20 protein-coding genes and 1 riboswitch are annotated in these 23,171 nt (G+C 42.3%); of the genes, 9 read left to right on the top strand and 11 right to left on the bottom strand.

Annotated features, from left to right (window positions below; genetic code table 11):
- Positions 1 to 7: 7 nt before the first annotated feature.
- From ppiD to hda, 4 genes are all read left to right on the top strand, one after another.
- Complete coding sequence (gene ppiD / locus LQ983_RS07200) at positions 8 to 1,855, top strand: peptidylprolyl isomerase (RefSeq protein ID WP_230622182.1); 1,848 nt, start codon at positions 8 to 10, stop codon at positions 1,853 to 1,855.
- 126 nt (positions 1,856 to 1,981) lie between these two features.
- Positions 1,982 to 2,608 carry a uracil phosphoribosyltransferase gene (upp, locus tag LQ983_RS07195; RefSeq protein WP_006719274.1) on the top strand — a complete coding sequence of 209 codons (627 nt, stop codon included), beginning with the start codon at positions 1,982 to 1,984 and terminating at the stop codon, positions 2,606 to 2,608.
- A 131-nt stretch (positions 2,609 to 2,739) separates the two neighbouring features.
- Positions 2,740 to 3,984 carry an NCS2 family protein gene (locus LQ983_RS07190; protein ID WP_230622181.1) on the top strand — a complete coding sequence of 415 codons (1,245 nt, stop codon included), beginning with the start codon at positions 2,740 to 2,742 and terminating at the stop codon, positions 3,982 to 3,984.
- A gap of 114 nt (positions 3,985 to 4,098) precedes the next feature.
- Positions 4,099 to 4,803 (top strand): DnaA inactivator Hda, encoded by a 705-nt coding sequence (gene hda, locus LQ983_RS07185; RefSeq protein WP_230622180.1) that lies wholly within the window; start codon positions 4,099 to 4,101, stop codon positions 4,801 to 4,803.
- A gap of 6 nt (positions 4,804 to 4,809) precedes the next feature.
- On the opposite strand, the gene LQ983_RS07180 is transcribed toward hda, so the two are convergent.
- The 8 genes from LQ983_RS07180 to LQ983_RS07145 form a co-directional block, all read right to left on the bottom strand.
- The gene (locus LQ983_RS07180; protein ID WP_230622179.1) at positions 4,810 to 5,262 is read right to left on the bottom strand and encodes an isoprenylcysteine carboxylmethyltransferase family protein; all 453 of its coding nucleotides are present in this window, start codon (positions 5,260 to 5,262) and stop codon (positions 4,810 to 4,812) included.
- Positions 5,263 to 5,318: 56 nt separating this feature from the next.
- Positions 5,319 to 5,933 carry a YfgM family protein gene (locus LQ983_RS07175; protein ID WP_230622178.1) on the bottom strand — a complete coding sequence of 205 codons (615 nt, stop codon included), beginning with the start codon at positions 5,931 to 5,933 and terminating at the stop codon, positions 5,319 to 5,321.
- A 9-nt stretch (positions 5,934 to 5,942) separates the two neighbouring features.
- Entirely contained in the window at positions 5,943 to 7,220 is a 1,278-nt protein-coding gene (gene hisS, locus LQ983_RS07170) for a histidine--tRNA ligase (RefSeq protein ID WP_230622177.1), read from the bottom strand.
- Between the two features lie 25 nt (positions 7,221 to 7,245).
- Positions 7,246 to 8,349 (bottom strand): flavodoxin-dependent (E)-4-hydroxy-3-methylbut-2-enyl-diphosphate synthase, encoded by a 1,104-nt coding sequence (gene ispG / locus LQ983_RS07165; RefSeq protein WP_230622176.1) that lies wholly within the window; start codon positions 8,347 to 8,349, stop codon positions 7,246 to 7,248.
- A 10-nt stretch (positions 8,350 to 8,359) separates the two neighbouring features.
- Positions 8,360 to 9,388 carry a RodZ family helix-turn-helix domain-containing protein gene (locus LQ983_RS07160; protein WP_230622175.1) on the bottom strand — a complete coding sequence of 343 codons (1,029 nt, stop codon included), beginning with the start codon at positions 9,386 to 9,388 and terminating at the stop codon, positions 8,360 to 8,362.
- Positions 9,389 to 9,603: 215 nt separating this feature from the next.
- Complete coding sequence (gene pilW / locus LQ983_RS07155; protein ID WP_230622174.1) at positions 9,604 to 10,155, bottom strand: type IV pilus biogenesis/stability protein PilW; 552 nt, start codon at positions 10,153 to 10,155, stop codon at positions 9,604 to 9,606.
- Between the two features lie 24 nt (positions 10,156 to 10,179).
- Entirely contained in the window at positions 10,180 to 11,334 is a 1,155-nt protein-coding gene (locus LQ983_RS07150; protein ID WP_006719285.1) for a bifunctional tRNA (adenosine(37)-C2)-methyltransferase TrmG/ribosomal RNA large subunit methyltransferase RlmN, read from the bottom strand.
- A 226-nt stretch (positions 11,335 to 11,560) separates the two neighbouring features.
- Positions 11,561 to 12,079, bottom strand: a complete 519-nt coding sequence (locus LQ983_RS07145) for a SprT family zinc-dependent metalloprotease (protein WP_230622173.1) — start codon at positions 12,077 to 12,079, stop codon at positions 11,561 to 11,563.
- 200 nt (positions 12,080 to 12,279) lie between these two features.
- Between LQ983_RS07145 and LQ983_RS07140 the strand changes: the two genes are divergently transcribed.
- Positions 12,280 to 15,195: an autotransporter outer membrane beta-barrel domain-containing protein gene (locus tag LQ983_RS07140; protein WP_230622172.1), complete on the top strand. Its 2,916-nt coding sequence runs from the start codon at positions 12,280 to 12,282 to the stop codon at positions 15,193 to 15,195.
- A 184-nt stretch (positions 15,196 to 15,379) separates the two neighbouring features.
- Here LQ983_RS07140 and ispH read toward each other — a convergent pair whose 3' ends face one another.
- Both ispH and lspA read right to left on the bottom strand, forming a co-directional pair.
- Positions 15,380 to 16,324, bottom strand: coding sequence for a 4-hydroxy-3-methylbut-2-enyl diphosphate reductase (gene ispH / locus LQ983_RS07135; protein WP_230622171.1), 945 nt, complete (start codon positions 16,322 to 16,324; stop codon positions 15,380 to 15,382).
- Positions 16,321 to 16,821: a signal peptidase II gene (lspA, locus tag LQ983_RS07130; RefSeq protein WP_230622170.1), complete on the bottom strand. Its 501-nt coding sequence runs from the start codon at positions 16,819 to 16,821 to the stop codon at positions 16,321 to 16,323. The genes ispH and lspA overlap by 4 nt, the downstream gene beginning before the upstream one ends.
- Before the next feature lie 177 nt (positions 16,822 to 16,998).
- A riboswitch (TPP riboswitch) is annotated at positions 16,999 to 17,086 on the top strand.
- 71 nt (positions 17,087 to 17,157) lie between these two features.
- On the opposite strand from lspA, the gene LQ983_RS07125 reads away from it, so the two are divergent.
- Genes LQ983_RS07125 through LQ983_RS07110 form a run of 4 tightly spaced genes read left to right on the top strand, consistent with a single transcriptional unit; the run spans position 17,158 to position 20,245 of the window.
- Positions 17,158 to 17,880, top strand: coding sequence for an ABC transporter ATP-binding protein (locus LQ983_RS07125; RefSeq protein WP_230622169.1), 723 nt, complete (start codon positions 17,158 to 17,160; stop codon positions 17,878 to 17,880).
- Positions 17,877 to 18,623: an ABC transporter permease gene (locus LQ983_RS07120; RefSeq protein ID WP_230622168.1), complete on the top strand. Its 747-nt coding sequence runs from the start codon at positions 17,877 to 17,879 to the stop codon at positions 18,621 to 18,623. The genes LQ983_RS07125 and LQ983_RS07120 overlap by 4 nt, the downstream gene beginning before the upstream one ends.
- Positions 18,624 to 18,631: 8 nt before the next feature.
- On the top strand, positions 18,632 to 19,279 hold the full coding sequence (gene tenA, locus LQ983_RS07115; protein WP_230622167.1) for a thiaminase II: 648 nt from the start codon (positions 18,632 to 18,634) through the stop codon (positions 19,277 to 19,279).
- Between the two features lie 18 nt (positions 19,280 to 19,297).
- A complete protein-coding gene (locus LQ983_RS07110) occupies positions 19,298 to 20,245 on the top strand; it encodes an ABC transporter substrate-binding protein (RefSeq protein ID WP_230622166.1) in 948 nt (315 codons plus the stop codon).
- Positions 20,246 to 20,313: 68 nt separating this feature from the next.
- Here LQ983_RS07110 and ileS read toward each other — a convergent pair whose 3' ends face one another.
- Entirely contained in the window at positions 20,314 to 23,136 is a 2,823-nt protein-coding gene (gene ileS, locus LQ983_RS07105) for an isoleucine--tRNA ligase (RefSeq protein ID WP_230622165.1), read from the bottom strand.
- Positions 23,137 to 23,171 lie beyond the last annotated feature (35 nt).

The raw sequence follows: 23,171 nt of genomic DNA, 5'->3' as shown, positions 1-23,171 counted from the left end.
ACGTTTCATGGTAATGGAAAAACTACACGGAGCCTCAACTAACTGGGCTTCCAAGTTTCTTTTTGGTTTTATTACTGTCACATTTGTTATCAGCTCGATGGCGGGTTATCTTTATACCCGAGTGGATAACTCAGCAGCAAAAGTGAACGGAGAAGAAATTTCACAACAAGCGTTTCAAAATCAATACAATATTGCATCACGTAATTTAACGCCTCAAGAAATCGATTCACCTGCACAAGTGGCCAAGCTTAAACGTCAAGTACTTGCCTCTTTAATTGATCAAGAACTACTACGCCAATACGCTAACGAACTTAAATTAGGTGTTAGCGATGCACGTATTAAACAAGAAATCGTCACCACGCCAACTTTCCAAAATAATGGCAAATTTGACAATACGCTATATCAACAAACACTACAAAATAATGGGATTTCTGCTGAAACCTATGCCGGTTATGTTCGCGAAGCATTACGCCTGGAACAATTACAAAGCGGTTTAGGCACTACTGCCTTTAGCGTCCCTGCTCAACAAGAAAAATTAGCAAAACTTTTCTTCCAAAGCCGTCAAATTCGTTTAGCAAATTTATCTTTAGCTAATGAAATTGCCAAACAAGAAGTTAGCGATGAAGAAATTCAAGCTTACTATGATGCACACAAAGCTGAGTTTACGATTCCGGAAACCGTAAAAGTACAATACCTCGACTTATCCGGCGCGGCGATGGAGAACAATATCAACATTACTGATGTAGAAATTGCACAATATTATCAAGATAATAAACCTCAATTCACGACCCAAGGACAACAACGCTTAGCCCATATTCAAGTAAAAACAGAACAGCAAGCACAAGAGTTATACCAACAGCTACAAAATGGGGCTAATTTTGCAGATTTAGCCAAAAATCACTCGATTGATCCAACCAGTGCTGAGCGAGGCGGTGATTTAAGTTGGGTAAGTGCGGGTGAATTTCCAAAAGTTTTTGAAGATGCTGCAAATGCCTTAGCCATTGGACAATATAGCCAACCGGTAAATCTTGACAATCACTACCATATTATTTTGGTAGAAGAACGCAAAGAACCACAGTTACAACCACTAGAAAGCGTAAAAGCGCAGATCGCGGCACAAATCCGTCAAAACTTAGTCAATACACAATTTTATTCCATTGAAAAACGTGTTGCAGAAAAAGCATTTGAAGATCCTTCTTCATTGAATGCGGCTGCAGAAGTAGGCGGTGTCAAAGTACAAGAAACGGCATATTTTTCTCGTGATGATATTCCTGCTGAACTCAATTATCCTAATGTCGTTTCTGCGGTTTTCGATTCTGATCTGTCTCAGGGCGGTAGCAATTCTGAACCGATGAACGTGGGTGAACAACATTCTGTCGTCGTTCGTGTGCTTGATCATAAACCTCAAAGCATCAAAACATTAGATGAAGCCAAAGCTGACATTACCGCACATTTAAAACACCAAAAAGCAGAAGCAGTCGTATTAGCTCAAGCAGAACAAATTGTCCAAAATTTATCTGAAGGCAAGTCTGTTGAAGGCGTAAAATTTGGTGCAGAACAAACTTGGGTCTTTGCCGAAAATAAAGATCCTGTGTTAAACAATACGGTATTTTCCATGGCGAAGCCGGAAGAAGGTAAAACTACCTATAAAGCCGCTAGCAATGCAAATGGTGATGTCGTTGTCATTGCATTAGATAAAGTGGTTGACGGTAAATTAACCGAACAAGAGCAAAAACAATTTGCCGTGCAAATTGAACAACTCTCTCAAGTGAGCTTACAAAACAGTTTATTAAATGCACTACGCGCTAAAGCGAAAGTTGAGATAAACGACTCATTTATTAACCAAGAGCAATAATCAAGCGTAATGCCTATGATGTCATAGGCATTATTTTTGAGCTAAATTTGAGAAGCAACAGGCTTTGATGTATTATTCCGCGATTTATTTTTTCGCGGCGAACCGTCTAATATTAAGGAGATAAAAATGAAATTAGTTGAAGTCAAACACCCTTTAGTGAAACACAAATTGGGTTTAATGCGCGCAGCGGAAATTAACACGAAAAAATTCCGTGAATTGGCAACAGAAGTCGGGAGTCTATTAACTTATGAAGCGACATCCGATTTAGAAACGGAAAAAGTCATTATTGACGGTTGGTGCGGTCCGGTTGAGATTGACCAAATCAAAGGTAAAAAAGTCACTGTTGTACCGATTCTACGTGCAGGCCTTGGCATGATGGACGGTGTGTTAGAGCATGTTCCAAGTGCGCGTATCAGCGTTGTCGGTATGTACCGTAATGAAGAAACCCTTGAGCCGGTACCTTATTTCCAAAAATTAGCCAGCGATTTAGATGAACGTTTAGCTATCGTTGTTGACCCAATGCTAGCAACCGGTGGTTCTATGATTGCGACCATCGATTTGCTCAAACAAAAAGGGTGTAAACACATTAAAGTTTTAGTATTAGTTGCTGCACCGGAAGGTCTTGCTGCATTAGAAAAAGCGCATCCGGACATTGAATTATACACCGCGGCAATTGATGATCACTTAAACGAAAACGGTTATATCATTCCGGGTTTAGGTGATGCAGGAGATAAAATTTTCGGTACGAAATAATCCTAAACCGGAAATTTTATTAACAGGTTAGGCGGATTTTTATCCGCCTCTTTTACGGCAAAAAGAAATGAAAATGTTTCGAAAAATGACCGCACTTTTTAAGTTAATTCAGACAGAGAGTTGAAACTTACATGACACATACAACACAAGCTCCAATTACGGAGCAACAGAGTTCCGTTAAACAAGCATTTGTGGGTTTACAAATGCTATTCGTTGCCTTTGGTGCATTGGTTTTAGTACCGTTAATTACCGGATTAGATGCCAATACAGCCTTGCTCACCGCCGGTATCGGTACTTTATTATTCCAACTTTGTACCGGCAAACAGGTGCCGATTTTCTTGGCCTCTTCTTTTGCCTTTATCGCACCGATTCAATACGGCGTCGCCACTTGGGGTATTCCGGCTACCATGGGCGGTTTAGCCTGTGCCGGTTTGGTTTATTTAGCGCTGAGTACATTAGTCAAATTGCGTGGTGCCGCGGCATTAGAACGCATTTTCCCTCCTGTGGTCGTAGGCCCTGTTATTATTATCATCGGTATGGGCTTAGCGCCGGTCGCCGTCGATATGGCACTCGGTAAAAATAGCGCTTACCAATACAATGATGCTGTTTTAGTGTCTATGGTCACCTTAATTACCACCTTGTGTGTGGCTGTTTTTTCCAAAGGGTTAATGAAACTTATCCCAATTATGTTCGGTATTGCGGTGGGATATATCCTATGTCTTTTCATGGGACTCATTAATTTCCAACCGGTTTTAGATGCCCCTTGGTTTAGCTTGCCAAACATCACCACGCCGGAATTTAAATTGGAAGCCATTTTATATTTACTGCCAATTGCCATTGCACCCGCCGTGGAGCACGTAGGCGGCATTATGGCGATTAGTTCCGTCACCGGCACAGACTTCATCAAAAAACCAGGCTTACATCGCACTTTATTGGGTGATGGTATCGCAACCAGCGCAGCATCATTGTTAGGCGGTCCACCAAATACCACTTATGCAGAAGTCACCGGTGCGGTCATGCTAACCCGTAATTTCAATCCAAATATCATGACTTGGGCGGCAGTCTGGGCAATTGCCATTTCTTTCTGTGGAAAAGTCGGTGCCTTTTTATCTACCATCCCAACCATCGTGATGGGCGGTATCATGATGTTGGTATTCGGTTCCATTGCCGTTGTCGGTATGAGCACCTTAATTCGCGCCAAAGTCGATGTCACCGAGGCACGTAACCTTTGCATCATTGCTGTGGTGATGACGTTCGGTATCGGTAACATGTTCGTTGATGTCGGCGGCGTGTCCTTAAAAGGGATCAGCCTTTGTGCCGTGGTTGCCATCATTTTGAACTTGGTATTACCTAAAGCGAAAAACGAAGCCGCATAAAACGCATATGTAACAGTCATTAGCGGAAAGGAAAAATATCCGCTAATGACTTTCTAATTTTAAAAATTTCGTTTATTCTTACCGCACTTTATTTCAGCATTTTCGGTATTTGATTTGAGCGAGCCATATTTCCAACTTCCTCTCCCCATTCATCAATTTGATAATGACACCCTGGAAAATTTCTATGCGGAAAACAATCAGCTTCTGCTCAGCTCCTTACAAAAAAACGTTTCCCATCTCAGCCAACCTTTTTTCTATCTTTGGGGTCAGCGTGGTTGCGGGAAAAGCCATCTATTAAAAGCCATTTGTCATCATTACTTAACACATCAGCGCCCTGCCTTATACGTGCCTTTGAATAAAGCACAATATTTCTCTCCGGCAGTACTGGAAAATCTAGAGCAACAAGAATTAGTGTGTTTGGATGATTTACAAGAGGTGATAGGAAATCCGGATTGGGAGCTGGCCATTTTCGATTTAATTAATCGAATCCGAGAAACCGGAAAAACGCTTTTAGTGATCAGCGCGGATCAATCGCCGACTAATTTATCGGCCCATTTACCGGATTTGGTGTCTCGTCTAACATGGGGCGAAGTGTATCAATTAATGCCGTTAAATGATCAACAAAAAATAGCGGTCTTACAACTGGCCGCACATCAACGCGGTATTGAATTACCTGACGAAACCGCCAATTTTCTCTTCAAACGTTTAGAACGGGATATGAAAACCTTATTTAATGCGTTAGAAAAACTCGATCAGGCCTCATTACAGGCGCAACGTAAACTAACGATTCCCTTCGTTAAAGAGATTTTATCTTTATAGTGGCTCTTACAGCCATCTCCGCGTACGCTGGCAATAAGCTGTAAACGCGTCACCAAATAAATGTTTTAGCCCTTCTTCTTCCGGTTTAATTTGAAACTTGGTAACATACCAAATAAATAACCCCACGCCAAACAACGCCGACAGTGAACCGAGATAAACCATCCAAGCCAATAAAATAAAAACAAGGCTGAGATACATCGGATTTCTACTCAATCGATAAATACCACCGGTGACTAATTGAGAAGCCGTTTCAAGTTGAAATGGGTTCAAGGTTGTTTTCGCCAATAAAAATTGCAAAACACTGGCTGCCCCAATGGCGCAACCCATTCCGCCGAATACAATCACCAACCACAAAGAAGAGGGAAATTGCCAAATAGGCGGAAGGTATTTCATCAACAATGCACAAAAAACAAAAATTAACGGTGGTGGAACAGGGATGTGGCGTTTATTCAATGACATACGAATTCCTTATTCAGTGCAAAAGAAAGGCTTGGGAAAACCAAGCCTCAAAAAAACTATAAATTATTTAACCGCACTTGAATGAGTTGTTGCTCTAACGGTGTGGCATTCTGTTGGGCTTGTTGATAAGCGCTTTTCGCTGCATCCTTATCGCCTTTCGCCAACTGAATATCACCAACCAACATATTCTTAGCGCCATTCCAAGCTTGATCTTTCACTAATTTCAAACTTTCCAACGCAGGATCAAATTGCCCGAGTTGGAATTGCACCGCAGCCAAACGTAATGCACTGATAGAAGATAAAACCTCATCCGTTGATTGGGCTACAGCCTGTTTTAACGCGTCTTCAGCCTGTGCAAAATCTTGATTCTCTACCGCAATCTTTGCTTTATCTAGCAACGCTAACACAGCATATCCGGTTTTCTCATTATTTTTAACAAATTGAGAGAACTGCTCTTCTTGTGCTTTCGGATCTTTTGCATAGTTAAACAACACTTGTTCATACTCGGCAGAGGCATTGTGGATTTTCTGTAACTGATAAGATTGCCAGTAGTTCCAGCCGAACACACCGCCAAAAGCAATCACAAAACAGACAATAATAAACTTATAGTTTTCTTGCCACCACGCCTTAATCGCACTGAGTTCTTGTTCTTCTTCAATGGTATACGCCATGTTTTTTCCTTATTTGAGTGTGTTTTGAATATGATTGATGATGTCGCTGAATGCCACAACCGCTTGTTCACTGTGTTGCAACAAGTTTTTTACCACCACTTGTTGGTTTTTCACTTCATCTTCGCCAATGACCAAGGCTAACTTCGCACCACTTTTATCGGCTCGTTTAAATTGTTTTTTAAAATTCCCGCCACTGCAGTGTAAAAGCGTACGTAAGTGCGGTAATTCTGAACGAAGTTTTTCCGCCAAATTAAAGGCTGCTACGGTAGTGCCTTCGCCTTGATAAACGATGTAAATATCCACCACACTTGGCAAGGTAATCTGTGTATTCACTTCCTGTACCAACAGTACCAAACGCTCCAAGCCCATAGCAAAACCAACGCCACTTGTGGCATGACCGCCTAGCTGTTCAACCAACCCATCGTAACGACCACCGCCACAGACGGTACCTTGCGCGCCTAAAGCAGAAGTCACCCACTCAAACACCGTTTTATTGTAATAATCTAAGCCACGCACCAATTTTTGATTGATTTCGTACTGAATGCCTAAATTATCCAGCAAGGCGCATAATTGCGCAAAATGTTCACGGGAATCATCGTCAAGATAATCATGTAATTTCGGTGCATCATTTAGCATCTCTTGAACACGTTGATCTTTACTGTCCAAAATCCGTAACGGATTGGTGGTTAAACGACGCTTGCTGTCTTCATCTAAAATATCGATGTGATTTTGTAAAAAATCGACCAAGGCTTGACGATAATTTTTGCGCGCCTCTAATGAACCAATGGAGTTTAGTTGAAGCGTCACATGGTCAAAAATGCCTAAATCCTTCCATAAACGGGCGGTTAAGGCGATAAGTTCCACATCAATTTCCGGATTAGGAATACCAAAAATTTCCACGCCGACCTGATGGAACTGACGGTAACGGCCTTTTTGCGGACGCTCATAACGGAACATTGGTCCCATATACCATAAACGTTGTTCTTGGTTGTACAACAAACCGTGCTCGATACCGGCGCGAACACAACCTGCCGTGCCTTCCGGACGCAAAGTCAAACTTTCCTCATCACGGTCATCGAACGTAAACATTTCTTTTTCCACCACATCGGTGACTTCACCGATAGCGCGGGCGAATAACGGCGTGCTTTCCACAATTGGCATACGGATTTCCGCGTAACCATACGCACTTAAAACCGACCGCACTTTATTCTCAACCCATTGCCATAGCGGGGTTTCTGTTGGTAAGCAATCGTTCATTCCACGAATTGCCTGAATAGTTTTTGCCACAATAACTTCCTGTGTTTATTAAAAATTAAAGAATACGATTTTTAGGGTCTTGCTGCGCAACACGGGCGCGAATTTTTGCTTCTAATTGATTAATTAAATCATCGTTATCAAAACGTTCTTTCTGACGCTCACCGTCAAGATAATAGCCGCTTTTCTTATTACCGCCGGTGACGCCTAAATCAGACACCAACGCTTCTCCCGGACCATTGACGACACAGCCGATAATTGACACATCCATCGGCGTAATAATATCTTCTAAACGTTGTTCCAGCGCATTTACCGTGCCAATTACATCAAATTCCTGACGGGAACAAGTTGGGCAAGCAATAAAGTTAATGCCACGAGAACGAATACGGAGTGATTTTAAAATATCAAAGCCCACTTTGATTTCTTCCACCGGATCGGCGGCTAAAGACACTCGCAGGGTGTCACCGATCCCTTCAGCCAATAACATACCTAATCCGATGGAAGATTTCACTGCACCGGCACGCGCACCACCGGCTTCAGTAATGCCTAAATGCAAGGGCTGGTTAATGGCTTTCGCAAGTAAACGATAGGATTCCACCGCCAAATACACATCAGAGGCTTTAACGCTCACTTTAAATTGATCGAAGTTCAAACGATCTAAAATTTCTACGTGACGCAATGCCGATTCCAACAACGCTTGTGGTGTTGGTTCACCGTATTTTTCCTGAATGTCTTTTTCCAGTGAACCGGCATTCACCCCAATACGAATGGGGATATTTTTATCTTTAGCGCAATCCACTACGGCGCGAATACGATCTTCACGTCCGATATTACCCGGATTGATACGCAAACAGTCCACACCATATTCGGCGACTTTCAACGCAATGCGATAATCAAAATGAATATCGGCGACTAATGGCACGCTCACTTGCTGTTTAATTAATTTAAAAGCTTCCGCCGCTTCCATGGTTGGCACTGATACACGCACAATATCGGCACCCACGCGCTCTAACGATTTGATTTGCGCAACCGTGGCTTCAACATCAGTAGTTCGTGTGTTGGTCATCGACTGTACTGCAATCGGTGCGTCACCACCGATGGGTACATTCCCTACATAAATTTTCGTGGATTCTCTACGCTGAATTTTTGGCTTTTCTAACATTATTCGCCCATTATTGAGGTAATTTAAATTTTGCGACACGCCCATCAAGTGTTAATGGGAAAGCTTCGCCTTTATAAATAATTTTGACATTCCCCGGCGCACCGATAATTAAAGAATAAGGCTCTTCTTCGTTGAAACTTAACACATCGCCTTGTTTATATTCTTTTTGTGCTAACACCTTACGGTTTTTGTCTTTCACACTGATCCAACAATTGCCAATCACTTCAATGTATAAATTATCATTTGTCGCGACCGCAGAAACATTTGGATTTTTCACCGCACTTTCTGTTGAAGAAGATGTTACCGTGGTTTCCATTGTTGCACTTTCAGGCATACTTGCCACTTGCTCTGCACCGTTAATTTTACTCATTTCAGATTGCAACACATTTGCCGGTGCTACCTCTGTCGCCACAATTGGTGTAGCAACAACATTCTCTTGTGGCTTAACTTCAACAATAGGTTCAATCGTCGTTGATTCCACAACATGATTTTCTACCTGACTGATTGGCTGCGTGACCACAGACACATTCTCAACATTGGTTACTGCAGCTGGCGCTTCTGCTGACAATTGGGTGTAAGAATTCACTAAGTTATCGCGCTCTGCATTAGATTGCTTATAGTTTTCCCACCACCACATGACCGTCATACCAAGAACAACCAATACAACTAAAGCACTAAAATAACTAACCCAACGATTATGAGAAGAATATCGATTAACAGAGTTCGTTGCTCGTGCATTTTTACACAAGTCATTCTTCTGTTCATCACCAAAATCAATCACATTCAGCCATTCATGGTCTGCAATTTTAAGAAATTTTGCATAGCTACGCACATAACCACGAACAAACGTCGCGGGCGTTGAGCGATGAATAAATCGGTTATTTTCAATATCTTGAAGAATTGAAGGACGCAATGCAACGGTTTGAGCAACAGATTCCAATGAAAGATTTAGAGCTTCTCTTGCCAAACGAAATTTATCACCAATGGTGATTTCTTGTGCATTATTTTGCGCTTCTTGAATTGTTTTAGGTGTATTCATAGGAATGGTATTTTTAGCTAAAAATTAAGTGCTAAAGTTTAAGGGGGTAAGGCTGGTTTTGCAACAGTTATATGGCGTTATTGTTATCTGACATGGAAATTGTCACGCAAGACAAAATCAATTTTAAATGGCATTTTCACCTATTTTCGGAGAACAAAAGCAATCACAAAATAATTGGCTAAAAACACCGGCAAAAATGACCGCACTTTGATCGACTATTTAGCGCGTAACGCTAATTTCTTTGCCCGCTCCGATTCCATTTTTTCAAGTATTAACAGATTTTCCTGATAAACCGTTAAATCCTTTGCTGACAAAGCACAGAGTGCAAGATTTTCGTAAGTATCAGTCTGCCGATAATAATTAGGCGCCTTTAATGCTTTATGGAATTGCTCATAGGCGGCAGAATATTTACCTTGCAAACAAAGAAAGGTACCGAAATTGTTGAAAACATCACCTTGTTTTTTATCTAACTTAATCGCAGTCAAATAGGCTTGTTCTGCCTGAATCACATCGCCCTGTTGCTGATAAAAATAAGCGCGCGCCGCATGCACTAAATAATAATCTGGCGCATAAGAAATCGCCCTGTCTAAATTTGCCTTCGCTTGGTTGTGATCCCCTTGCTGCAAATAGCCTAATGCCAATTCAACACGGGCTTTTGCTGCTTGTTGTTTATCAAAATCAGATGAAACTTGTTGGGAAACACAAGCAGAAAAAAGAAAGGGGAAAATAAACGGCATAATTCGAGTAAAGAATGGGAAATGAACCATTTATTTTCCTCCGAGTTTGAATGGTTACTGAACTTGAACGGCAATCGCCTCGCCAAAACGTTTTTTCTGTGCAGTACGTTTGGTGCGGTCAATCACATCGCCGGCTAATTGTCCGCAAGCAGCATCAATATCGTCACCACGGGTTTTACGCACAATCACCGTTAAACCATATTCCATCAAGGTTTTTTGGAAACGGTCAATACGCGTATTAGAGCTTTTCGCGTAAGGCGCTTCCGGGAACGGGTTCCATGGAATCAAATTGATTTTACATGGCGTATTTTTTAACACTTCCGCTAATTGATGGGCGTGTTCCACATGATCATTCACATGATCCAACATGACATATTCGATGGTCACTTTACCGTGGTTGGCGTTAGAAACGCTTAAATAGCGATTCACCGAATCAATCAAGGTTTTGATATTGTATTTTTTGTTTAGTGGCACGATTTCATCACGCAATTCATCGTTTGGTGCGTGCAAGGAAATCGCTAATGCCACATCAATCATTTTGCTTAAATTATCGAGCGCCGGTACCACACCTGAAGTGGATAATGTCACACGGCGTTTAGATAAACCGTAAGCGAAATCATCCAACATAATTTCCATCGCCGGCACCACATTCGCCACATTCAACAACGGCTCGCCCATGCCCATCATCACCACATTGGTAATCGGACGCACGCCTGTCACCCCAAAATTGCCGATAATTTTCGATGCACGCCACACTTGCCCAATAATTTCTGACACCGTTAAATTGCGGTTGAAGCCTTGTTGTGCGGTCGAACAAAAAGTACAAGCTAATGCGCAGCCAACCTGTGAAGAAACACATAACGTGGCGCGATCCGCTTCCGGAATGTACACGGTTTCCACTTGCTGATCGCCGACCTGCATCGCCCATTTAATGGTGCCATCGGCAGAACGCTGTTCCACCGCCACTTCCGGTGCTTTAATTTCTGCCACGGATTTTAATTTTTCCCGTAGCTTTTTGTTTAAATTGGTCATATTGTCGAAATTGTCTTCACCAAAATGGTAAATCCATTTCACCAACTGATCCGCGCGGAACGGTTTTTCACCTAATTCGGCAAAAAATTCACGCATTTGCGCACGGGTTAAATTCATTAAATTGACTTTTTTTGCCGGTTCGGCAACAGCTTGCGCTGATACTGTTTGTTCTGACATGGAGCCTCGTTATTACACATTACGGCGGATACCGAAATTTCTTGGTTATATTTTAAACAATAGAAAAAATAAGGGTGCGATTGTACTGATTTCGGTTTCATTAATCTAGCGATTTTGTATGCACCATACAAACGATCAGAAAAATGACCGCACTTTTTTGTGAAGCAGATCGAAAAACGAGAAAAAAGAAGGTGTTTTTTATGGGAAATAAGCCGAAACGGAGCAGTTAATTTTCTTCATTTTCCAGCCCAATCCAATTTAATTGGGTTTTACATTTTCGACAGAAATACACCGCACTTTCACGCTGAATTTTATTATGACGGCGGATGCTGAGCTTATGGGTTTGACAAGCACAGTGATATGTAAAGGTTTTTCCCTGCACGGAGGATAAATCAAATTGGTGATAGGTTTCCGCCGGCAAATGAAATATCTCTTGCATCACAAATTGCCATTCTTTGCCATGAGGTTGCACATGCCCGTAATGCTGATAAACCACAATATGTGCCAACTCATGCAATGCCACTTGCTGAATAAATTCTTCCGAATTTTCCAACAATAAAGTGCGGTTAAAATTGATGGTATTTCGTTGTAAATAGGCAACCCCCGCCTTGACACCTTTTAATTCATAATGAATTTGCGGAGGCGTAAAAGTCTGTTTGAAATGGGTCTCCGCCAGCTGTAAACCTTGTTGAATACGGCGGAGAACTTGCATCTTTACAATGCGAAAATTATTTTCAGTTTGCATAATAAATTGAGTTTAAAAGTTGTAGCATTTTTTAAATATAATAAAAAATTAAAATTTAATTTATTCTTTTGATTTCAATTAATTATACATTAACATTCCATATGTATTAAATTAATTTCCCTGCTACAATTAGCACAATCTTTGTACCAACAAAAATGTTCTTTTCTATTTCTATATAACATAACAAGAGGAAACACATTATGTTACTTAATACCAAGGAAAAATTCAGAAAGACATTTCTGAGCACATTAGTTGTCTCTTATTTTTCCATTCCTACATTAACTCTTGCTGCAGCTGATGACACTTCACCTACTATAGGAGTAGAAGGCTCAGGAGAATTTTGGAAAGAACCAAATCAAAACATTGATGGAGATTACAAAGCTACACTAGCACCTAATAGCGGAGAAAAATTTGCTCGTCCCAAAGGACTTATCGTTCGTGCAAATAATCAAGTTGAAATTAAAGGCAAAACTAACATTAATGTTACGTTAGCCAGCGAAGGAAATTCAGGATTAGCCGCAGATTCAAATGCTGCTTACGGTATTGCGGTAGGATATGATCATGCCGGTGGCAACGCTTCCGATACCGCAAGCTTAACTTTGCACGATGATGCGAATATCACTGTTAAAAACACAGAAAACACAGTAAAAAGCACTGTATACTTTAAAAGAATCGTATCTGCACCTTTTAGCCACCAATTATCCGGTGTGAAAGTTTACCGTAAAGATGGCGCTAGACCTGTTTTTAATTCTAAGAAAAAACTGACCATTAATGTAGAAGATAAAACCACCGCTAAAATTGGGGATTATTTAGTGGGGCTTTATGTTAGTGGCGATGGTGCAGAAGCGAGCTTGAAAAACTCTGACATCAAAGTGAAAGCAAATGGAAAATTTTCTGCCGCATTAAAAATTGGCAAACCGGAACTCCCAAATACCGTCAAATCGGCTGACTATAAAGGTGCTGTCGTCAACTCCACCGGCAGAATGGTACTTGATACAACAGAATCAAAAGATTCTGCAACCGTGCGTTTATTTGGCACAAAATCCCGCTTAATTGCCGATTCAGATACCAGCAGTGGGAAAATCAAATCCGGTAATTCAGCTGTAGTTTTTGACACTCAAGATTACTTAACTGAAGTAAGTGCCTTGTTCTTTAGTGATAAAGTGTCCAGAAATGAGCCTAATAAAGACCAAGAAGTTCGTTTAAACAATACAAAAATTACCACAACGTCCAATGATGCTTCACTGATTGTGGCGGAAGCGAAAAATGTAAATAGTAGCGCTGTATCTATAGCAGGACCTTCTGTTGCTGACAAATTTAATAACGGTGAATTTGTAGCTGAAAATGCAAAATTCACGTTGAAAGGCAAAGACAGTGAAGCCAAAGCCGCAGAAAATGGCTGGCTTGCCGAAACCAAAGTGGCAAAAACAAAAGGTGCTGATTTGACATTTACCTTATCTGATCAAGCAAAAGCCATTGGTTTGATGCAACAACAATCTCAAGGCAATGTGCGTTCTAAATTGGATGTGCATGTGAACAACCAAGCTGTTTGGGAATTAAAACAAAAAGGCACGGAACAACGTTCTACCATCAATGCCTTAACCTTAGATAATGGTGTATTAGATGCCTCTAAAAATATTCCTACCGGCGCTACCGGAACAGATTATAAAGTTAAGCTAGTTCAACAAGATGGCTCTGACGGCACATTAACCAGCAACAACGGTGAAATCACCCTTGCCAATGGTTCTTATGAAGACAAACTCACTATGGAAGGCAACTACACAGCAAATAACGGTGTTCTTAAAGTGAATACTCATTGGGATAGTAATGATGCTAATAACGGTAAATCCGACTTATTGGAAATCACCGGTAATGCAGAAGGCGTAACAAAAGTTGTGAGCCTAAAAGCAAATGGTGCGGAAAACTTAGTTGACGGTTCTATTGGCTCTATCGCTTCAGATTTAGGCAAAAACAGTACGGCCGTCGTTCGTGTACAAGGCACAAGCAATTTACGTAACTTTACCGGTATGACAAGAACCACCGGTGCAGGTGAACTACAATTAGCCTCTAAACTCGTCGGTAACGCCACTGAATATTTCTGGACCGTAACCTCAACAAATGGCAATGCAATTTATGTCCCTTCCGTACCGGGCTACACACTTGCGCCAAAATTGAACTTAGAAGTGGGCTATGAAACAGTCGGCACATTACACCAACGTCGTGGCGAAAATCAGGCGCTTTCTTGGGAAAAATCTCAAGCAAACAACCAAACTTGGGGACGTATTATCGGTAAACACCTTGCTTTGGATGGTAAAGAGCGTTTAAATCTAACGGCTAACCTTTCCGGTTTCCAATTCGGTCACGACTTTGATGTTGCTTCTACTGAAAACGGCGGAAAACGTTTAACCGGTATTTATGCGGGTTACACGCACGCAAATTCAAAATTCTATGATGAATATCGTGCTGAAAATGGTGTTGTCCTTAATGACAAATACACCGGCAAAGCGAAAACCGAAAACTTCCATGCCGGCGTAACACATACACGTTATGCTGAAAATGGCAGTTACTTAGACTTAGTGGGTCAACTTTCTTGGGTGAAAAATAAATATTACGCTCTTGATTCACAAGCTAAAAACCACGGTTTCGGCGTTGCATTATCAAGCGAAGTTGGACATCCATTTGCTTTAGGTAAAGAAAAAATGAATAACGGTGACAGCTGGATCATTGAACCGCAAGCACAGTTAATCTATCAATACCTAGGATTAAGCCGCTTCAACGATGAACTTCGTTCTGTACACCAAGACAAACAACACGGTTTACGTGGTCGCGTAGGTGCACGTCTTGCTTACAACGATCTAACTGCGCGTGAAAAAGTCAGAACCCTTTATTTCACTGCAAACTTATGGCATGACTTCAAAAATACTGCCGATAGCAACATTGGTGCAGATAACATCAATGAAAAATTTGCGAAAACTTGGGGTGAATTTGGTGTAAGTACTCAACTTGCAACCAGCGCTAACTCACATATCTATGCCGATGTTCGCTACGAACACTCTTTAAGTGGCGCAAAACGTCAAGGCTATAAAGGCTCTGTCGGCATTAAATATTCTTGGTAATCCAAGTGTGAATTAACGTAAGTTAGTCTTAATTTAAAGCGGATAAATGGCGATGACATTTATTCGCTTTTTATTTCAGCTTGTCTCTTTACGCTTTTCAACAAAGAAAAAGTGCGGTCAATATTCAAAACGTTTCAAATATTGACCGCACTTTCTTTTCATTTTTAGCGAATGTTGGAGAGAATTAACCAACCTCTTTTACACGCAATTCTTTTGGCACTTCAAAGAACATATTTTCTTCTAAGCCTTGTAATTCTTCTACATCCGTGACGCCAAATTCTTTCATACGCGCAATCACTGATTGCACTAATTCTTCCGGCGCGGAAGCACCTGCGGTGACACCAATGGTTTGCACGCCGTTAAACCAATCCGGCTGAATATCATTCGGATCATCAATTAACTTAGACGCCACTCCCATTCGAGAAGCCAACTCAGCCAAACGGTTAGAATTGGATGAGTTTTTGGAGCCTACCACGACCACCAGATCCGATTGTTTTGCTAGTTCACGCACCGCTTGTTGACGGTTGGTTGTCGCGTAGCAAATGTCATTTTTATGCGGTCCTTGAATCGCAGGGTATTTTTCTTTTAACGCGCTGATGGTTTCCGCTGTGTCATCTAAAGACAGCGTCGTTTGCGTCATAAAGGTTAAATCATCGTTTTGAGCCACCGGCAAATTAGCAATATCCTCAATACTTTCAATGAGATAAATTCCGCCCTCTTGGTTACCATATTGTCCCATCGTGCCTTCCACTTCCGGATGGCCTTTGTGACCGATTAAAATCGCTTTCGTCCCTTTTTTACTGGCACGCGCCACTTGCATATGTACTTTGGTCACCAAAGGGCAAGTGGCGTCAAATACTTTGAGATTGCGGTCTTTGGCTTCTTGGCGTACTGCCTGAGACACCCCGTGGGCGGAGAAAATCACAATGGCACCATCCGGTACTTCACTCAGTTCTTCGACAAAAATGGCACCGCGCTCACGCAAGCCGTTCACCACAAAACGATTATGCACCACTTCGTGGCGTACATAAATGGGCGCACCATGAATTTCCAACGCCAATTCAACAATGCTGATGGCACGATCGACGCCGGCACAAAAACCGCGTGGGTTGGCTAAAATTATCTTCATTTTTGACCGCTCTTTTGTTTGTTCTTATCACCTTTAAAGGCATCTAATGCCAGTAAACCGGCGCCGATACAAATAGCAATGTCCGCCACATTAAACACCGGATAATGATAAATATCCCAATAAAAATCAAAGAAATCCACCACAAAACCGTTGTAGGCACGGTCCACCATATTGGCAAGTGCACCACCAATAATGAACGCGTAGGCGGCATTTTGTAATGTTTGCTCAGCTCGATTTTTCTTCATGAAATACGCCAGCATAAGGGAAATACCAATCGCCAACAGAATAAAGAAATATTTTTGCCAACCATCGTGATCCGCCAAAAAGCTGAATGCCGCGCCATAATTGCGTACATAAGTGAGATTAAACACCGGCAGAACATTCACGCTTTCATACAAATCAAATTTTTGTACCACAATATACTTTGTCAGCAAATCAAGCAAAAAAGCGACCGCACTTAGCCAGAGAAAAGAGAGTCCGGATTTTTGTTGGGACATAATGTTACCTAAATAAAATCATTATCAAAATTAGGCCGCCATTCTAGCACAAGGCAAGGTTTTATACAGAAAAACTGATTTGGAACATCATGAAAGAACAGAATTTCTCTATGACAGGGATCACAAAATTTAACCGCGCGATTTGTTTTTTCACATTTTTTCCGATAGACTCTGCGCCATTATTAGTCGGGGTGCCATTGGCTGAGATAATACCCGTGAACCTGAAACAGTTAACACTGACGTAGGAAACTAAATCATGTCCATATCGCCATTCTTTTTAAAAACATTCTTAAAATCCACCGCACTTTTCGGCCTCTCGCGCTAAGTTAGCCTGCGATGCATTGTCTCGATATCCCACATCTATGCTTGCAATTCGATCGCAAGCCGCTGTTTGTCGATCTTCATTTTCACGTAGAACAAGGGGAATGGGTTGTGCTGCTCGGGCGCTCCGGTGTGGGAAAATCTACTTTATTACGCGCCATTGCAGGATTGGAAAATGCAGCGATTACACAAGGCCATATCCAATTTGCCCCTCATACCAAAGTGGCTTGGTTAGCACAGCAAGACAGTTTGTTCCCGTGGCTTTCCGTGTTAGATAATGTGCAGTTGGCACAGCACCTTAGCAGTCAGAAAAATGCCAAAACCCAAGAGAAAGCCAAAGAACTATTACATGCCGTCGGCATGGCAGACCATTGGCATAAACCTTGTTATCAACTTTCCGGCGGACAACGCCAACGGGTGGCATTGGCGCGTACCTTAATGCAAGATGCCGATTTAATTTTAATGGACGAACCCTTTTCTGCACTGGATGCGGTTACCCGTTTACAGTTACAAAATCTTGCCTGCGAACTGCTACAAGGAAAAACCGTGATTTTGGTGACCCATGATCCACAAGAAGCAATTCGTTTAGGGGAAAAAATTTATGTATTACAAGGACAACCGGTGCAAATAAAACAGGTTGCTCAATTAGATCCCATAAAGCCCCATCAGCTTCACCAAGAAGCGCTGTGGGCGCTGCAAAATAGACTTATCGAACAATTAATGGCGGAGCCAACATGAAGCAAATCGCCCGTCTTATCTTATTAAGCGCCCTGTTCATTACGTTCTGGCAAGGCATTATCAGTCTGTTTGATGTGCCGCCCTACTTATTGCCTACCCCGCTTGCTGTATGGCAACGATTAATGACGCAAGCGGACTTGCTCTTCATGCATGCCAAAATTACTTTGCTGGAAATTTTATTAGGCTTAGTTTTAGGCTTTTTATTTGGGTTATCTTCTGCGCTACTACTTACTCTTTCCCGTAAAATCTCGGCTTTCTTAATGCCATTATTGGTGATTTCACAAGCCATTCCGGTGTTTGCTATCGCGCCATTGCTGGTGTTGTGGCTTGGTTATGGCATGGCATCTAAAATCACTATGGCGATTTTGATTATCTATTTTCCCGTCACGGCTGCCTGCTATGACGGACTACGCAACACACCGAAACCCTGGCTTCAACTTGCCCAAACCTTACGTATTTCTCCTGCAGCGATGCTATTTAAAGTACGCTTACCGGCAGCCTTGCCTGCATTAGCGTCAGGATTACGCATTGCCGTCTCCATTGCGCCCATTGGCGCCATTGTGGGGGAATGGGTCGGTTCTTCGGAAGGATTAGGCTATTTAATGTTGCAAGCCAATGCCCGAATGCAAATCGACTTGATGTTTGCGGCACTTTTTTTACTTTTGCTCATGGCGCTTTGCCTTTACTTCATCGTGGATAAATTACTGCGCAAAGCCCTGCCATGGGTAAGTTATGTGCATTAGGAGGAAAAATGCTCAACCAATTGATTAAAAACGCCCAGCCTTATTGGCAACAATATATAGAGCATGACTTTGTCAAACGATTGGCAACTGGCTCGTTGCCGGCAGAGTGCTTTCGCCATTATTTAAAACAGGATTACCTTTACCTGTTTCATTACAGCCGTGCATTTGCCTTGGCTATCTTTAAAGCCAAAAACTTTAGCCAAATGGAAACGCCACGAAAAAGCCTGGACAGTATTTGTCAGGAAATTCAATTACATTTGGCCTATTGCCGACAATGGGGCATTAGTGAATCGGAAATATTTACCACCCAAGAAAGCGCCGCTTGTGTTGCCTATACCCGCTATTTATTAGATTGCGGTGCCACCGGCGGTTTAGCTGAAATTTATGCAGCCATTACGCCTTGTGCCGTAGGCTACGCACAAATCGCACGCTATATCACAGAAAACTACCCGCGCTTAGCCAATAATCCGTATCAAACCTGGATCGATACCTATGCTTCGGAGGCTTTTCAGAAAGAAGCAGAAGAAACATCCGCCTTTTTGACCGCACTTTGTGCCGACTTTACCCCAACCCAACAAAATCATATTCAACACATCTTTACGACGGCCACCCGCATGGAAATTGCCTTTTGGCAAATGGGGCTGGATCTCGCTTAACCACCAAAAGGAGCTACAATGAAAAAACACATTCTTTCAACATTGATTATCGGCGCACTTTCGCTTAGCGTTCAGGCGGCAGAAAAACAAAAACTGTCTTTGATGCTGGATTGGTTTGTCAACCCGGATCACGCTGCGTTGATCGTTGCACAGCAAAAAGGCTTTTTTGCCGAGCATAATCTGGAGGTAGATATTATTGAACCTGCCGATCCATCTCTGCCGCCTAAATTGGTCGCCGCGGGCAAAACCGATCTCGCCGTAGATTATCAACCGCAACTGCATATTCAAGTGGATGAAAAACTGCCTTTGGTGCGCATTGCGACATTGGCAGATTCTCCATTAAACAGCTTGGTCACGTTGGAAAACAGCGGCATCAAAACCTTAGCGGATTTGAAAGGAAAGAAAATCGGCTATTCCGTTAGCGGTTTTGAAACGGCGCTGTTGGATGCCATGTTGAAGTCGGCCAATTTAAGTAATCAAGATGTCCAACTGATTAACGTAAATTGGTCTCTCTCCCCTTCTTTAATTAGCAAACAAGTGGATGCGGTTATTGGTTCATTCCGCAATTTTGAATTGAATCAATTATCCATTGAAGGTTATCAAGGCAAGGCGTTTTTCCCTGAACAGCATGGCGTGCCGACCTATGATGAATTAATTATCGTGGCCAATAAAGACAAGATTCATGAAGCAAAATACAAAGATTTTATCAGCGCGCTACAACAAGCCACCGATTACCTTTACGCACACCCGGAAGAAAGTTGGCAGCTTTTTGTCAGCTATAAACCGACAGAATTGGATAACGAGCTTAACCGCCGCGCCTGGAAAGACACTCTGCCTTATTTAAGCAAACAACCGGGTACCTTTAATAAAGCGAACTACGAAAAAATGGCGGACTTTATGTTGCAACAAGGGTTATTGAAAACGAAAACGGCAGTCGAACATTACGCCACGGAACTGAAAAAATAAATAAATGCTTTACGATCAAAAAGTGCGGTCAATTTTGACCGCACTTTTATTTAGGCTTTACTGCATGATTAAGCGAAACGTCTGACTTCGCCATTGCCTGCAACGTTTTCTACGCAACGCGGGCAAAGTGTCGGATGTTCCGGATTCACGCCGATTTTGTCAGAATAATGCCAGCAACGTGGGCATTTTTCGCCGTGAGAACGTGCTACGCTTACCGCAATTCCCTCTAACTCACCCGCAGCCACATCCGCAGGTTTGTCTGCTAATGCTTTCACTTCTGCTTTTGAGGTAATTAACACAAAACGTAATTCATTACCTAATTGTTCTAACAAGGCACGATATTCATCGTTAGCGTAAACCGTCACTTCCGCTTCTAAGCCACCACCAATCACTTTGTCATTACGAGCAATTTCTAATACGCGGTTCACTTCAGAACGCACTTTAATCAGTTGTTGCCAGTAAGCATCATCTAATTTTTCGTTCGCGCCTAAGCCAAATAAGCCTTCGTAGAATTCTTCCGTAAAGACGAATTCTGCACGTGCCGTCGCCGTTTGCGGCAAGTACCCCCAAACTTCATCCGCCGTAAAAGAAAGAATTGGTGCCATCCAACGTACCAACGCTTCGGCAATGTGCCATAAGGCGGTTTGGCAGCTACGGCGCGCAAGGCTGTCTGCTTTGGTGGTATATTGACGGTCTTTGATAATATCAAGGTAGAACGAGCCCATTTCCACAGAACAGAAACGCATTAAGCGTTGTACCACAGCGTGGAATTGATAGTTATCATAAGCATCTTTGATTTCTTTTTGTGCATCTAACGCACAAGCCACCGCCCAACGATCCAAACTCATCATTTCTTCCGGTTTCACCGCATCACGTTGCGGATCAAAACCGTTTAAGTTAGCTAATAAGAAACGTGCCGTGTTACGAATACGACGATAGCTGTCTGCCGCACGTTTTAAAATTTCATCGGAAACGGTCATTTCACCGGTATAGTCGGTAGAAGCCACCCATAAACGTAAAATGTCGCCACCGAATTTATCCATCACTTCTTGTGGCGTCACGATGTTACCGATAGATTTTGACATCTTACGGCCTTGACCATCCACGGTGAAACCATGGGTTAATACTTGTTTGTATGGCGCTTTGTTATCCGTAGCAGTCGAAAGCATTAAAGAAGACATAAACCAACCACGGTGTTGGTCGGAACCTTCTAAATACATATCGATATCTTGACCGTTAAATTCCGGACGATTCGCCACCACAGAAGAATAGGTTGATCCTGAGTCAAACCATACGTCAAGCGTATCCGGCACTTTGCGATAGGTTTCTGCGTCCGCACCTAATAATTCTTTTTCGTCTAAATCCCACCATGCTTGAATACCGGCTTTCTCCACACGTTTCGCCACTTCTTCAAGTAACTCTAAAGTACGCGGATGAAGTTCTTCGGTTTCTTTGTGCACGAATAAGGTCATCGGCACACCCCAAGTACGTTGACGGGAAATACACCAGTCCGGGCGGTTTTCAACCATTTTCTCGATACGCGCTTGGCCCCAATCCGGAATCCAGCGCACTTGTTTGATTTCACCAAGCGCTTGTTGGCGTAAACCTTGCGTTTCCATACCGATAAACCATTGTGGTGTCGCACGGAAAATAATTGGTGTTTTATGACGCCAGCAGTGTGGGTAGCTATGTTTGATTTTCTCAACTTTTAATAAGTTGCCCACTTCTTGCAATTTTTCAACAACCAATGGATTCGCTTCAAATACGCCTTTGCCTGCAAAGAATTCAGTAGTTGAAATAAATTTACCGTCATTAGATACAAGACCCGCCATTGGTAAATCATATTGCTTACCCACGACAAAGTCGTCTAAACCGTGATCAGGTGCGGTATGTACTAAACCCGTACCACCATCAGTGGTTACGTGATCACCTAAAATCACCGGCACAGTGAAATCATAGAACGGATGGTTAAAGCGTACTAACTCAAGCGCTTGACCTTTTACGGCCCCTAAAATTTCAACGTGTTCTACACCCACGGCTTTCGCCACAGATTCCACTAATTCAGCGGCTAAGATCACACGCTCATCACCAAGTTGGACTAGGTTGTATTCCAATTCTGCATTTACTGCAATCGCACGGTTAGATGGCATTGTCCAAGGCGTTGTTGTCCAAATGACTGCAGATAATTTGCCATGGCCTTTGCCTACAGCGTTAAATTTCTCTTCAATTTCTACCGCACTTACCGCCGGGAAACGCACATAAATGGACGGAGAAACTTTGTCTTCGTATTCCACTTCCGCTTCAGCCAAAGAAGAACCGCAATCCAAACACCAGTGCACCGGTTTGGATCCTTTGTATAAGTGGCCGTTAGCAATCACTTTGCCGAGTGTACGGATGATGTGCGCTTCGGTATCAAAGTTCATCGTCAAATAAGGGTTATCCCAATCGCCCAACACGCCTAAACGGATAAAGTCTTTTTTCTGTCCTTCTACCTGTTCCGCTGCATATTCACGGCATTTCGCCCGGAATTCGGCCGCAGAAATTTTCTCATTCGGTTTGCCCACTAAGCCTTCTACTTTTAATTCAATCGGCAAACCGTGACAGTCCCAACCCGGAATATAAGGCGAGTCAAAACCTAATGCGGTTTTGGATTTCACGATAATATCTTTCAGAATTTTATTCACGGCATGACCGATATGAATGTTGCCGTTCGCATACGGAGGGCCATCATGCAAAATAAAGGATTTTTTGCCTTTTGAAGTTTCACGAATTTTTTGATAGAGATTTTTCTCATACCAGTTTTTCAACATCACAGGCTCGCGCTTGGCTAAATCGCCGCGCATTGGAAAGCCCGTTTCAGGAAGGTTAAGGGTATTTTTATAATCAGTCATTTTATATTCCAGTGTTATGTAAAAATTAAAATTTG

This window comes from Aggregatibacter sp. Marseille-P9115 (genome assembly GCF_920939465.1).
In the GTDB taxonomy this organism is placed as follows: domain Bacteria; phylum Pseudomonadota; class Gammaproteobacteria; order Enterobacterales; family Pasteurellaceae; genus Aggregatibacter; species Aggregatibacter segnis_B.
The sequence above is the reverse complement of the archived record's forward strand: the minus strand, read 5'-3'. Positions and strand labels throughout refer to the sequence as shown.

Excerpts from the sequence above, each read along its gene's own strand:
- ppiD (WP_230622182.1), top strand. The coding sequence starts at position 8 with ATGGTAATGGAAAAACTACACGGAGCCTCAACTAACTGGGCTTCCAAG.
- upp (WP_006719274.1), top strand. The coding sequence starts at position 1,982 with ATGAAATTAGTTGAAGTCAAACACCCTTTAGTGAAACACAAATTGGGT.
- LQ983_RS07190 (WP_230622181.1), top strand. The coding sequence starts at position 2,740 with ATGACACATACAACACAAGCTCCAATTACGGAGCAACAGAGTTCCGTT.
- LQ983_RS07180 (WP_230622179.1), bottom strand. The coding sequence starts at position 5,262 with ATGTCATTGAATAAACGCCACATCCCTGTTCCACCACCGTTAATTTTT.
- LQ983_RS07175 (WP_230622178.1), bottom strand. The coding sequence starts at position 5,933 with ATGGCGTATACCATTGAAGAAGAACAAGAACTCAGTGCGATTAAGGCG.
- ispG (WP_230622176.1), bottom strand. The coding sequence starts at position 8,349 with ATGTTAGAAAAGCCAAAAATTCAGCGTAGAGAATCCACGAAAATTTAT.
- LQ983_RS07160 (WP_230622175.1), bottom strand. The coding sequence starts at position 9,388 with ATGAATACACCTAAAACAATTCAAGAAGCGCAAAATAATGCACAAGAA.
- pilW (WP_230622174.1), bottom strand. The coding sequence starts at position 10,155 with ATGGTTCATTTCCCATTCTTTACTCGAATTATGCCGTTTATTTTCCCC.
- LQ983_RS07150 (WP_006719285.1), bottom strand. The coding sequence starts at position 11,334 with ATGTCAGAACAAACAGTATCAGCGCAAGCTGTTGCCGAACCGGCAAAA.
- LQ983_RS07145 (WP_230622173.1), bottom strand. The coding sequence starts at position 12,079 with ATGCAAACTGAAAATAATTTTCGCATTGTAAAGATGCAAGTTCTCCGC.
- LQ983_RS07140 (WP_230622172.1), top strand. The coding sequence starts at position 12,280 with ATGTTACTTAATACCAAGGAAAAATTCAGAAAGACATTTCTGAGCACA.
- ispH (WP_230622171.1), bottom strand. The coding sequence starts at position 16,324 with ATGAAGATAATTTTAGCCAACCCACGCGGTTTTTGTGCCGGCGTCGAT.
- lspA (WP_230622170.1), bottom strand. The coding sequence starts at position 16,821 with ATGTCCCAACAAAAATCCGGACTCTCTTTTCTCTGGCTAAGTGCGGTC.
- LQ983_RS07125 (WP_230622169.1), top strand. The coding sequence starts at position 17,158 with ATGCATTGTCTCGATATCCCACATCTATGCTTGCAATTCGATCGCAAG.
- LQ983_RS07120 (WP_230622168.1), top strand. The coding sequence starts at position 17,877 with ATGAAGCAAATCGCCCGTCTTATCTTATTAAGCGCCCTGTTCATTACG.
- tenA (WP_230622167.1), top strand. The coding sequence starts at position 18,632 with ATGCTCAACCAATTGATTAAAAACGCCCAGCCTTATTGGCAACAATAT.
- LQ983_RS07110 (WP_230622166.1), top strand. The coding sequence starts at position 19,298 with ATGAAAAAACACATTCTTTCAACATTGATTATCGGCGCACTTTCGCTT.
- ileS (WP_230622165.1), bottom strand. The coding sequence starts at position 23,136 with ATGACTGATTATAAAAATACCCTTAACCTTCCTGAAACGGGCTTTCCA.